We start from the raw sequence: 13,814 nt of genomic DNA, 5'->3' as shown, positions 1-13,814 counted from the left end.
TTGGTCAGCGATTGATGAAGGAGCGACGATGTTTGGCTACTACTTCCACCTTGGCTTGCGCAGCCTGATGCGCAATCCCGTGTTAACCGGCTTGATGGTGCTGTCGATCGCCGTCGGCGTAGCCGCATCGATGACAACCTACGCCGTATTCCGCGCCACCTCGAGCAACCCGATTCCGGAAAAGTCCGCACAGCTGTTCGTGGCGCAGATCGACAACTGGGGACCCACCGAAAACATCGAGAACGGTGGCGAGCCACCGCGTGCCTTGAGCTACAAGGACACCATCGCCCTGATGCGCGACCATCGCGCGATGCGGCAGACAGCGCTCTACCCGATCAAGGCATCGATCGTGCCCGCCGACATGGCGCTTCTACCGTTTCAGGTGAGCAGCTACGCGACCTACTCGGATGCCTTCCCGATGTTCGGCGTTCCTTTCCTCTACGGCGGGGGATGGTCGGCGGCCGAGGACGAGTCACGCGCGGCCGTGGCGGTGATCAGCCGCTCGCTCAACGACAGCCTCTTCAAGGGTGCGAACAGTGTCGGCAAGGAAATCAATATCGATGGCAGGAGCTACCGCATCCGCGGGGTGATGGATCGCTGGAATCCCCAGCCGCTGTTCTACGACGCGGCCAATACCGGAGGATTCGACAAACCCGCGCAGCTGTTCATCCCGTTCACCCATGCCATCAGCCTGCAATTGCCGACCAATGGCACCCGCAGCTGCTACAAGACGCCCGGCGCGGGATGGGAGGCATGGCTGCAGTCCGAATGCGCATGGATCGCCTATTGGGTCGAACTGCCCGACAAGGCGAGCGCGGAATCCTATCTGAACTACCTGCGCAACTATTCGGCACAACAGCAGCAGTCCGGACGCTTCAACTGGCCGCCCAACGCGCGCCTGCGCGACGTGGCGCAATGGCTCGACTACCTGAAGATCGTGCCGCCGGAGTCGAAGATATCGGCGCTGCTGGGCCTGGGCTTCCTGTTGATCTGCCTGGTCAACACCATCGGCCTGTTGCTGGCCAAGTTCATGCGCCGCGCAGCGGAGATCGGCATCCGTCGTGCGCTGGGCGCGCCGCGCAGCGCCATCTACATGCAGTTCCTCGTGGAAGCCGGCACCGTCGGCCTGGCCGGCGGCGTGCTCGGTTTGCTGCTGACCGGCCTGGGAATGCTCGGCACCGACCTGGTGTTCGAGCCGGAAATCGCGCGCCTGGCCGAGCTGAACGTGTCTTTGGCGGCACTGACCCTGGTGGTGGCGACGCTGGCCACCGTCATCGCGGCGCTCTACCCGATTTGGCGCGCGGCACAGGTGCAGCCGGCCTGGCAACTGAAAGCGAACTGAGGCGACAACCATGCGACAACTTGCTCCCATTCTTGCCGCGCTCAAGAAACACAAGGCCGGCACCATCCTGATCGCATTGCAGATCGCACTCACGCTGGCAGTCGTCTGCAATGCGCTGTGCATCATCCAGCACCGCATCGAACGTATCTACCGACCCACCGGCCTGGCGGAACACGAGCTGCTGACGATCCAGAGCGACCGTGTTGGCGTTGCGCCCAAGGACATGCCGCCGCTGATCGACGCTGATCTGATGGCGTTGCGCCGCTTGCCGGGTGTGGAGGACGCCACCGAAAGCAATTCGTTCCCCCTGGGCGGAGACAGCTGGCCAGAGGGCGTCCGTCTGGATCCGAATGCACGGGAACGAATGGCCCGCACCGAGCTGTACTTCGTCGACGACCATGGTCTCTCCACGATGGGCGCCAGGCTGATCGCCGGACGCAACTTCCATCCGAGCGAAATCCAGACCGGCGACGAGCACGACTTCGCCTGGCCGGGCCAGGTGATCATTACCAAGGCGCTCGCGGACAAGGTCTTTCCGGACGGCGGTGCGCTGGGCAAGGCAATTTACCTGGGGAACACTGATCCAACGCCGAGCACCGTGATCGGCATCGTCGATCATCTACAGGCCTCGTGGTCCGGCGCCGACAGCTATGGCTACATGGACAACGTCACGCTGCTACCGATGCGGCTCACGCGCAGCGACAGCACCTACCTGGTGCGTGCCAAGCCGGGGCAGCTGGACGCGGTAATGCGCTCGGCGCCAGCGACCTTGGTCAAGCTCGATCGCATGCGCGTTTTCCCGGCCGAGCGAGGCGTTCGCACCTTCACGACGGTGCGCGAACAGGTCTATAAAAGCGACCGCGGAACGGCCTACTTGATGGGGGCCATCTCCCTGGTGCTGCTCGGCGTCACCGCGGCGGGGATCGTCGGGCTGACCAGCTTCTGGGTCGGCCAGCGACGAAAGCAAATCGGCGTGCGCCGCGCCCTGGGCGCGACCCAGCGCGACATCGTCAACTACTTCCTAACCGAAAACCTGCTGATCGGCATGATCGGCGTGGCGCTTGGCAGCGTACTCGCGATCGGACTGAACGTCTGGCTGATGAGCTCGTTCGAACTGACCAGGCTCTCTCCGCTCTACATCCTCGTGGGCATGGTCGTACTGCTGCTGCTCGGCCAGGGCGCGGTACTGGCGCCGGCATTACGCGCCTCGCGCGTACCGCCGGCGGAAGCAACCCGCTCGGCATGAAAAGCCTGCGTCAGCCATCCGGCGCCACGTCTCGTATCAGCGGCAATGCCACCCCATTGCCGCAACAGCAGGGAGCTTATTACGACATGAGCAACTCACTACTCCTTTCAAGCGTCGCCGACTGGCGCCAGCGCATCGATGCCGCACGGAATGATCGCTGCGATCTCGACATCCTTCTGAAGGATACATGGCGCCACAAGATCGTCGTCAGGGACGACGGCCGCGACTTCGGTTCGGCGCATACCGTGTCGGCGGTGATAGAGCACGCCGGATATGCCAGCCTGATGGATTTCATCGCTGGCAATCCGGACACCTCGATAGCGGCGATGGCGCTGGTGAGCCTGCATAGGGTGCTGGAGGCCTATGGCAACGGTGCGCAGACGGTGGTTGGTTATATCCGTAGCAGCCGCGACGCAAGCGGCGACGCGCCACGGAGGCTGCAACCATCCATCATCGATCATCGGCTGCAATCGTCCCTGAGCTGTCTGCAGGCGACCCAGGAAATCGAACGCGACCTGCGCCAGGATGACGCGTTTGTCCTCGCGGACGCGCTGCTCGGTCAGGGCTGCTTCGACGCCGTCGTGCTCGACGCTGCCGATCGCCTGCCATCCTCGGCGACGGCCTTGCCGCTGGCGCTGCTCGTGCACGACGACCGTGCCGACCGCCGCCTGCAATTGCGCATGAGCTACGCGCCCGATCTGTTCGAAGACCAGACCATGCGCGGCGTTCTCGACATCGTCGTGGAAGTGCTGCACCAGATCGTGGCACGACCGCACGGCACGATGATCGATCTGGAATTGATCTCCGAAGACCAGAAGCAACAGCTGCAGCAATGGAACGCCACCGACGGCGACTTCCCGGAAGCTTCGCGCCTGGACGAGTTGTTCGAGCAAGCGGCCGGCGCATCGCCCGAGCGCTGCGCCGTTGTCTGCGGCCAGGATCGGCTTTCCTATAGCGAGCTGAACAGGCGATGCAACCGCATGGCGCATTGGCTGCTGCGGGAGGGCGTGAAGCCCGGCGAGATCGTCGGGCTGTATCTCGACAAGAGCTACAGGATCGTCGTCGCGACACTTGCGCTGTGGAAGGCGGGCGCGGCCTATACCCCATTCGATCCGAGTTACCCGCCCGAGCGCATCCAGTTCACCATGCAGGACACCGGTTCGCGGCGCATCCTGACCCATCGCCACTATTTCGATCGGCTTCGGGAGATGCTGTCCGACGCCGGCCTTGACGTCGAACTCGTCGACATCGAGCAGGCATTGCAGGACGACAATGTCACCGCCACGAATCCGAACCTGGGCCTCGGGTCCGATCAGGTCGCCTATGTCACCTATACCTCCGGGACCACCGGCGTTCCCAAAGGGGTGGCCAAGCTCCATCGCAGCGTCGTCAACAGCATCACCGACCTCTCCGAGCGCTACCGGATGCGTCATGCGGGCATCGAGCACGTCGCCCTGTTCGCTGCACTGGTGTTCGAGCCATTCATGCGGCAGACCTTGATCGCCCTGATCAACTCGCACACCCTGGTCGTGGTTCCGGACGACGTGAGGCTGGATCCGCTGCGCTTTCCCCGTTTCGTCGCCGACCACCAGATCAGCTACCTCAACGGGACGCGCTCTGTACTCCAGCATTTCGACCTCAGCCACTGCAGCTCGCTGAAACGTCTGCTGCTGGTGGGAGAGGAACTGACGCCATCGGGTCTGCGGACCCTGCGCGAGAAGTTCCAGGGCAGGATCGTCAACGAATACGCGTTCACCGAAACCGCATTCGTCACCGCCATCAAGGAGTACCCGCCGGGAGACGCCACCCGCAACGACCGCAGCATCGGCCGGCCGCTGCGCAACGTGAAGTGCTACATCCTCAGCCAGAACATGAAACAGGTGCCGATCGGCGCCATCGGCGAGTTGTACATCGGCGGTGCCGGTGTGGCGAGCGGGTATCTGAACCGCCCGGAGCTGACCGCCGAGCGCTTCCTGGCCAATCCTTTCCAGACCGAGCAGGAGCGGCTTGCGGGCCGCAACGCCCGCATCTACAAGACCGGCGATCTGGCGAAGTTCCTGCCCGATGGCCAGATCGAATTCATGGGGCGCAGCGATTTCCAGCTCAAGCTCAATGGCGTTCGCGTCGAACCTGGCGAAATCGAGGCGCGGGCACTGGAATTTCCCGGCGTTCGCCAATGCGTGGTGGTAGCGCGCGGCGACTCGATCGAAACCGGAAACTGGCGCCTGATCGGCTACTACGTCGCCGAGACCGATCAGCCGGTCTCCGAAGCCGACCTGCTGGCCTTCCTCGAATCGCGCCTGATCCGCGTGATGGTGCCCGCACGCATGGTGCGCATGGACATCCTGCCGGTGAACGTCAATGGCAAGGTCGACCGTCATGCCCTGCCCGACGTCGGGCTGCATGCCCTGCCCACGTCGCTCCTGGACCAGGACAGCGCCGCGTTGGCGGAGGAAGGCGTCGTTGGCGTGTTGAAGGCTGAGTGGGGCGAAGTGCTCGGCATCCGCGCCGGCGAGATCGGCGAGGACGACGATTTCTTCCGCCAGGGCGGCCAGAGCATCAGTTGCCTGCAGCTGATCATGCGGATATGGCAGCGGATCCGCATCGCAGTCAGCGTCGAGGACGTATATCGGCTGAAGACGTTCGGCCAGTTGTCCCATCACCTGACCCTCAAAGTGGCGCAGGAGGCCGAAGCGCCGGTCGTCCCGCGCAGCGAGGACGGCGGCGACGGCAGCGACGGCGTCACGATGCTGGCCACCGGACTGCAGCAAGGCATGCTCTACCAGTGGATGAAGAGCGCGGCCACCAATGACGCCTACGTCATGCAGTCGCTTCACCACTACCACCGCGCCATCGATGCCGATGCCATGCGCCAGGCATGGAGTCTTGCGCAACGCAAGTATCCGAGCTTGTCCCTGCGCTTCGAGTGGCGAGAAGAGGCCCTGCAGCGGATCGAACGCAACGATCGCTCACTGGCGTGGCGCTACATCGACCTGAGCCAGATGCACGACCGCGGCGAGCGCGACGCCTACCTGGCGGCGCTGCAGCGACACGACCGGATGGAACCTTACGAACTCGATCAAGGCCAACTGTTCCGGGTCTACCTGATCAAGCAGGAAGAGCAGCTTTACTCGCTTCTGTTCAGTTGCCACCACATCATCCTGGATGGCTGGAGCCTTCCGCTGCTGCACGACACCGTACACCGGTTCTACATCCAGCTGCGGCGCGGCGAGTCGATCGAACTGCAGGAGGACACCGCCTACGTCGCCGCACAGCGCTACCTGGAATCGCATCGGCACGAGCACCTGCAGTACTGGCAGGAACAGTTCGAACGTCTGAGCGACAGAGGCGATTTCGCCGGCATCGTCAACGCGCAGCACCGCTACAAGGCCGATTTCGGCGACTACGACAGGATTCTCGAACACCGTACCAGGACCTTGTCCGTGGATGCGCGCTGTGTGGCCGCAATCAAGCGCTGGTGCGCGCAGAACCGGGTGACCATGCATTCGGTGCTGCAGTTCGCGTGGCACAAGGTACTGTTCGCGCTCGGCGGCCACCCCATCACCGCAGTGGGCACGGTCGTCTCCGGTCGCGGCTTGCCGGTCGATGGCATCGAGGATTCGGTCGGCCTCTACATCAATACTCTACCCGCGATCGTCGATCATGCCGAGCAGGCAGGCAAGACGATCGCCGCAGCACTGATCGACATCCAGGAAACCATCAACCGGATGAACAGCCGCAGTGCGGTAGAGCTGTTCATGGTCCAGACCACAGGCAGCAAGCGGCGCCTGTTCGAAACCTTGCTGGTGCTGGAAAACTATCCACGGCTGCTCGGAGAAGACGAAGCCGCGCTGCACCACGAGTACCTGCACTTCGAAAAGTCTTACGACGCAGACAAAGTCGATTATCCGATCGCCGTGGTTGCACGGGAACATGGCGACGCGCTCGAAGTCGATCTGTGGTATGCCGGCGAACTGTTCGATGACGACACGATCGACAACTTGCTGGAAACGCTGGACGCGGTGTTCCAGCAGATTCCGCACGACTTCGAACGCCCGGTACACGCGCTGGAACTGATCAGCGACGGCGATCGCCGCCGATTCGAGGCCTGGAACCGGACTTGGACCGATTTTCCCGCCGAGCGCACCTTGCACGCGGCATTCGAAATCGCGGCGGAGCGCTGGCCGGACGCGATCGCGGTGGTGGCGGGCGAGCGGCGGCTGAGCTACCGCGAACTGAACCGGCGCGCAAATCAGCTCGCGCGCCTGTTGCTCGCACACGTCGCGCTGAGGCCCGACGATCTGGTCGGCTTGGTGGTCGACAAGAGCGAGTGGATGATCGCGGCGATCCTCGCCGTGTGGAAGACCGGCGCGGCATACGTGCCGATCGACCCGTCCTACCCGGACGAGCGGATCCGCTTCGTCCTCGAAGACACCCAGGCGCAACTGGTCCTGGCCGACGTTGCCCACGCAGGGCGTCTGGACCAGCTCGTGGACGACCTTCACTGTCAGGTGCTTGGCCTACAGGACCTGCCTCTGGAACGCCATGCGGCGGACAACCTGGAGAGCCCCGCCGCCAGCACCGATCTGGCCTATGCCATCTACACGTCCGGCACCACCGGCCGGCCGAAGGCCGTGCTCATCGAGCACCGGGGCGTAGTAAACCTGCATGCGTCGCTCGAGCAGTTGTTCGGGCTGCGCAAGGACCAAGGCGACGAAGCCATTCTGTCCTTCTCCAACTATGTCTTCGACCATTTCGTCGAGCAGATGACCGATGCCCTGCTGTCCGGGCAGACCCTGGTGATGCTCGACGACGCGATGCGCAGCGACACGTCACGGCTGTATGCCTACATGAACCTGCACGGGGTCACCTACCTGTCCGGAACGCCATCGGTGCTGTCCCTGTACGAATACGGCAGCATTCCCTCGTTGAAGCGAATCGATGCCATCGGCGAGGACTTCACCACACCGGTCTTCGACAAGATCCGTTCCACCTTCGATGGCCTGATCATCAATGGCTACGGACCGACCGAGATCTCCATCACCAGCCACAAGCGCCTGTACCCCAGGCACGTACCGCGCCTGGACAAGAGTATCGGCCATCCGGTCGCCAATACCGCCTGCTACGTCCTGAACCCGGGCATGCAGCGCGTGCCGGTCGGCGGCGTGGGCGAACTCTACATCGGTGGCATCGGCGTGGCGCGGGGTTACCTGAATCGCCCCGAGTTGACCGCGGAGCGCTTCGTCTCCAATCCGTTCCAGACGGCTGAAGAGATGACGCAGGGAGTCAATGCACGCCTGTACAAGACCGGTGACCTGGTGCGTTGGCTGCCCAACGGCGAACTCGAGTATCTCGGCCGCAACGACATGCAGGTGAAGATCCGCGGCCAGCGCGTGGAGCTGGGCGAGATCGAGGCGACCCTGTCGTCCTATCCGGGCATCGCACGTGCGATCGTGCTGGCTCGCGAGTACGCGGATTCCGCCGCCAGCGGCGCTTCGCAGAAGTATCTGGTCGCCTTCTACCTCAGCGCCGGCCAGTTGCAGGAGACCGAACTTCTGCAGTGGATGAGGGCCAGGTTGCCACAGGCCATCGTTCCTGTACGCATCATCCGGATTCCCGAGATTCCGGTGACCGGCAGCGGCAAGCTGGATGTCAAGCGCCTGCCGCCTACGGAGTTCGCGATTGGCACCGACACCGACTACGCCCCTCCCGCAAACGAGGTGGAGCGGGAACTCTGCCGGCTCTGGTCACATGTCATCGGTCTGGCCCCGGACCGGATTGGCAGCCGCGACGATTTCTTCGGCGTCGGCGGCGACAGCCTCCGCGCCATCAAGCTGGCGCAGGCCATTACCCAACATTTCGCGCAGAACTTCAATGTCGCCGCGGTGTTCGCACATCCGAACATCGCCGCGCAGGCCCGCTTCCTCAAAGCCAACGCACATGCCACCGGCACCGATCGTGCCTCGCCCGCCGGCCTGGCCGAGGCGTCCGGCGCGACGACGCCGGCTTCCCTCGCGCAGGAACGCCTGTTGTTCATCGACGACCTGGTCGATGGCACCGCCGCCTACAATATCCCCTTCGCCTTGGCGATCGACCTGGACCGCCCCACCGCACAGGACGACGTCGCAGCAGCGCTTCGCGCCCTGCTGCGACGCCATGCGGCGCTACGCACCCTCCTGCAAGGCACGGATGAGGGCCGCCGCATCCAGCGCATTCTCCCGGCAGAGCAAGCCTTGCTGCGGTTCGAACTGCGATGTTCCGATGTATCCGACCGCAATGCGCTGGATACGCTGCTCGTGGCCGAAGCCGGCCATGTGTTCAGACTGAACGAAGAACTCCCGCTTCGCGCCCACCTTCTTACCGTCGGCGGCATGCCCCATCGCATCGTGGCCAGCCTGGTTTTCCACCACAGTTGCTTCGACGGCTGGTCGTGGCGGATTTTCCGCGAGGAACTGCAGGCACTGCTGCAAGGAACAGCATACGACGCACTGCCACCACTGAAGGCGACCTACGCGGACTTCGCTCTCTGGCAGCAGCAACAGCTCACCGAGCAGCGCATGGACGCGTTGTTCCACTACTGGGAACGTTCGCTCGCCGGCTGGCAGCCGCTCAACCTGCCGATCGACCATCCGCGCCCAGCGCAATTCGACTATCTCGGCCGGGAGATCGTCTTCGACATCGACGTCGGCACCTCCGACCAACTGAAGGTCCTGGCGCAGACCACGCGCACCAGTTTCTTCAGCGTACTGCTCGCCGCCTACTACCTCACGCTCAAGGTCTACAGCGGGCAAGACGATTTGATCGTCGGCACCCCATCGGCCAACCGCAGGCACGCCGATTTCGATGGCGTGGTGGGGTTCTTCGTCAACCTGCTGGTGCTGAGGACCAGCATCGACGGCAGTGGCCGACTGCTGGACTACCTGCGAGACGTCGGCGGCGTCGTGCTGCAGGCGCAACTGCACGAGGACCTACCGTTCGAACAACTGGTCAAGCGCCTGGAAGTCGCCAAGGACACCAGCCGCCATCCTATCGTCCAGGCGGTCTTCAGCCTGCTGAACAGGGAGTCGGTGGAGACTGGTTGGTCGGCGATCCATGTGCACGTGCCAGAGGACGAAGGCAGAACCACGGCCAAGTTCGACCTATCCGTGACCGTTTCCGAAAAGGCCGACGGGCTTGGGGTCAACTTCACTTATGCCGCGTCGCTGTTTGATGCCGCGAGCATCGACGGCATCATCGCCACCTATCGGCATATCCTTCAGGAGTTCTGCCGTCTCGCGCCGATGGCCGAGTCCGCTGCGTTGTCCGACATCCGCTATGTCGGCACGGACCTGCGTGCACTGCCGGCGGCGCCCCTGGCCGTACCGCGACCGGCCGAGACCTTGCACGCCGCCTTCGAGCGGATCGCCGCAGACATGCCGCACGATGTCGCCCTGGTGCATGGCGACACACGCCTGACATATGCCGACCTCAACGCACGCGCCAACCAACTGGCGCATGTCCTGCTGAACCGCATATCGCTCGAACCCGACGATTTCGTCGCGCTGGTGCTGGACAAGACAGAGTGGTCCGTGATCGCCATTCTCGCCGCATGGAAGGCCGGCGCTGCCTATGTGCCCATCGACCCCGGCTACCCGGACGAACGCATCGCGTTCATGCTGGAAGACACGCGCGCACGGATCGTGGTGACGGAAGCCGCCCACGAACAGCGCGTCCAGCAACTGGCACGCCATCACGACATACCAGTCGTGAACGTGCAGACGCTGCCACTGCAGGACGCAACGTTGCCGAACCCGGCGACGACTGCCGACGGCGGCCACCGCGCCTACGCGATCTACACGTCGGGCACCACCGGCAGGCCCAAGGCCGTCCTGGTGAGGCACCGCAATGTGCTGAGCTTCCGCGATGGCCTGGCACGTCGCTACTTCGGCGATGCCGAGGCCGGATCGCCGCGCCGGGGTGTCCTCTTCCTCGCCAACTACGTGTTCGATTTCTCGGTGGAGCAGCTGGTGTTGTCGATCCTGAGCGGCAATACCTTGATCATTCCCGAGTCCACACTGGTGTTCAACGACGCATTCTATCGACGCATGAACCAGGAACGCCTGAGCTATATCAGTGGCACCCCGACCCACCTGCAACTGTTCGACCTGTCCCGATTCGATCACCTATGCGCAGTGCTTGTCGCGGGCGAAACATTTCGACGCCATCACTTCGAGAAGATCCGCCAGGAGTATCGGGGGCCCTTGTACAACGCCTACGGAACCACCGAAACCAGCGTCTACAACACCATCAGGTACTTCGCGCCCGACGCGCCGTACCGCAACGACATTGGCCAAGCCATCCCGAACAGCGCGCTGCTCATCCTTGACGACACACTGCGCGAACTGCCGACGGGTGGCCTTGGCGAGATTCACTTGGTGGGCGATTGCGTCGGCGCAGGTTATCTCCACCGCGACGAACTGACGCGCGAACGCTTCATCGCCAATCCCTTCCAGAGCGCAGAGGATCGACAACAAGGGCGCAACGGCATCCTGTACAAGACCGGCGACCTGGCCCGGCGCCGCCACAGCGGCGAACTGGAGTTCTTCGGCCGCAACGACCGGCAGGTGAAGATCAACGGCATTCGCATCGAAACCGGCGAGGTCGAGGAGGTAGCCGCGTCCTTCCCGGGCATGACGCAATGCGCCGTGATCGCCCGCTGCGACGACGAAGACGGCGGCGACAGGCTTGTCTGCTACTACGTCGCCGAACCAGCGCTCGACGAACATGCCCTGTCCCGCCATCTGCGTTCGAAGCTGCCAGGGGCGATGATGCCCTCGAGCCTGGTCAGGTTGGAGCATGCTCTACCACTGACCGTGAACGGCAAGCTCGACACCGGCGCGTTGGCGCGCCTGTGCCCAGAGGAACCCGGCGCAATCTATGCGGCGCCCTCGCAACGGATCGAATCGCGCCTTTGCCGCATCTGGAGCGACGTTCTGCATGGCCGGGCGGTTGGGATCCACGATAACTTCTTCCAGATCGGCGGCGACAGCATCGCCGCTCTGCACCTGACCAGCCAGATCCGCAGGAAGTTCGGCCATAAGGTCAGCGTGAAGCACATCTTCGACTTTCCCACTGTTTCCGCGTTCGCCGAACATGTCCTGAAGGATCCGGCAGACAGGTTGCCTGCGCAGGCCCATGCGGCACCTGCCGGCGAATGTCCGCTGCTGCCCATCCAGGCATGGTTCTTCGCCAAGGAGTTGCACGACCGTGGGCACTGGAACCAGTACCTGACCATCCGCACTCCTGCGCTGGACACCGACCGGCTGCGCATTGCGCTCGGCAAGCTGTCGCGACACCACGATGCACTCCGCCTCAGGTATAGAACCGCGACGATCGCCCCCACGGGCATCACCCAGTTCTACGCTCAGGACAGCGACATTCCGCTCCACGCTATCGATCTGCGCGTCTCCGGCGAAGACACACTGGCGTGGCAACTGGCTGCACTACAGGGCGGCTTCGACCTCGAGCGCGGGCCGCTGTGCAGGGCTGCCGTGGTACATGGATTCGCCGACGGTTCGGCGCGCATCTGGATGTCCTTGCATCACCTGATCGTGGATTCGGTGAGCTGGGAAATCCTGTGTCGCGATCTGGAAGCCCTCTACCATGGCGCAGAACTGGATCCGCCGGCGGGCGACATCCTCCGCTGGGCCCAGGCGTTGCAAGCGTATGTCCCGGCAGCCGGAGAAGTGCAGCATTGGCAGCAGATCGCGCAACAGGTCACGGCGGACCGGCCGGTGCTACGCGCGGACCCGTCCACAGCCGCCGGCCATCGCACGCGCTTCGCGCTCAGCGACGAAGACACGGCGGTGTTGATCGGCCGCGGGCGCAGAGCCGGTGAGGCGCACACGCTCGACCTGATGCTTGCCGCGCTGGCTCGAGCGCTGCGCGGCGTTACCGGCCGGACCCGTCATTTCGTTACCATGGAAAGCCATGGCCGGGAAATACTGCACGATGCCCCGGACGTACAGGACGTCTTAGGGTGGTTCACCGCCATGTATCCACTCGCCATCGTCGGCGAGGACGACATGGGGCAAAGCCTGGCGGCGACACGCGCGAACCGCGATTGCGTTCCCTCCAATGGCGTCGGCTACGGCGCGCTCCGCGGTGTCTACGGCAGCGACGCTGCTCCACTTCCCGAGGTCAGCTTCAACTACCTGGGTAGCTTCGCCGATCCTGGCACCGCCGACGCAGGCGATGCGCACGATGGCACCGCGCGCTGGCGACTGGACCCGGCGATGTGCGGCATCAGCACGTCCGGCAGCGATCAACACGCGAGCGACTGCGTAATAGATATCACCGCACGCTGCATCGGGACGCGGATGGTAGTGGATGTGGACAGTCGTTTGGCTGCCGAACAGGCCAGGCAATTTTCCAGGTCGCTGGAAGCGGCGCTGCAAACGTTCTGCGCGTATATGGGCAAGCACGCGACGCAACGCGCCGAACCCGCAAAGCCCTACCCCGCGCGTCCCCGCACCGTGGATTTCGAGCCCTACTTCGTCATCAACGAAGCCACGGCCGGCCCCACGCTGTTCGTCCTTCCGCCCGGCGAAGGCGGCGCGGAAAGCTACCTCAACAACCTGGCGAAACAGCTCCCGACCCTGCGCCTGGTGCTGTTCAACAACGTGCACCTGCACAGCCCCATGCAGTCCTTCGAGGAAATCGCCAAGTACTACATGCACCACGTACGCCAGCTGCAACCAAGCGGCGCCTACAACTTCTTCGGATGGAGCTTCGGCGGCGTGGTCTCCCTGGAGATGTCGCTGCAACTGCTGCGCGAGGGTGAAGCGGTTTCGAATCTGCTCATGGTCGATTCGTTCTTCAACGTCGAGAAGGCGGTGGACGATCTATGCCTGCCTAAACATGCAAACTCGCTCGATCCGATCAATCACCGCTACAGACCAAATCAAAAGGCGCTGGCAACGCTGGCGGAAACCGCCGACAACATCGTGCTCTTCAAGGCCGTTGAGCCCATTGCCGACCATCGCAGCGACGAGCAGCGCAAGGTCTTCGAGTACTACGCGAGTTCGCCTTTCAACAATCTCGATACGTTGCTGCCGCCGTCGTCCTTCACACTGCAGACCCTCGGAGACAACAGTCATTTCTCCTGGATCCACGAGAAAGCGACCGTAGGCAAGGTGTGTTCGACGACGGCATCCCTGATCCAGGAAAGGGCGACCATCTAGACCC

General features: G+C 63.5%; 3 protein-coding genes. All 3 read left to right on the top strand.

Annotated features, from left to right (window positions below; all coding sequences use genetic code 11):
* Positions 1-28: 28 nt before the first annotated feature.
* From FHR66_RS07455 to FHR66_RS07445, 3 genes are read left to right on the top strand one after another with little or no spacing between them, the layout of a single operon-like run.
* Positions 29-1,342, top strand: a complete 1,314-nt coding sequence (locus FHR66_RS07455; protein ID WP_160964839.1) for an ABC transporter permease — start codon at positions 29-31, stop codon at positions 1,340-1,342.
* Positions 1,343-1,352: 10 nt separating this feature from the next.
* Entirely contained in the window at positions 1,353-2,588 is a 1,236-nt protein-coding gene (locus FHR66_RS07450) for an ABC transporter permease (protein WP_160964841.1), read from the top strand.
* Positions 2,585-13,810, top strand: coding sequence for a non-ribosomal peptide synthetase (locus FHR66_RS07445; protein WP_237475220.1), 11,226 nt, complete (start codon positions 2,585-2,587; stop codon positions 13,808-13,810). The genes FHR66_RS07450 and FHR66_RS07445 overlap by 4 nt, the downstream gene beginning before the upstream one ends.
* Positions 13,811-13,814 lie beyond the last annotated feature (4 nt).

This window comes from Xanthomonas sp. F4 (assembly GCF_011761895.1).
Note: the sequence above shows the minus strand (reverse complement) of the source record. Positions and strands in the feature narration are given on the sequence as shown.

Excerpts from the sequence above, each read along its gene's own strand:
- FHR66_RS07455 (WP_160964839.1), top strand. The coding sequence starts at position 29 with ATGTTTGGCTACTACTTCCACCTTGGCTTGCGCAGCCTGATGCGCAAT.
- FHR66_RS07445 (WP_237475220.1), top strand. The coding sequence starts at position 2,585 with ATGAAAAGCCTGCGTCAGCCATCCGGCGCCACGTCTCGTATCAGCGGC.
- FHR66_RS07450 (WP_160964841.1), top strand. The coding sequence starts at position 1,353 with ATGCGACAACTTGCTCCCATTCTTGCCGCGCTCAAGAAACACAAGGCC.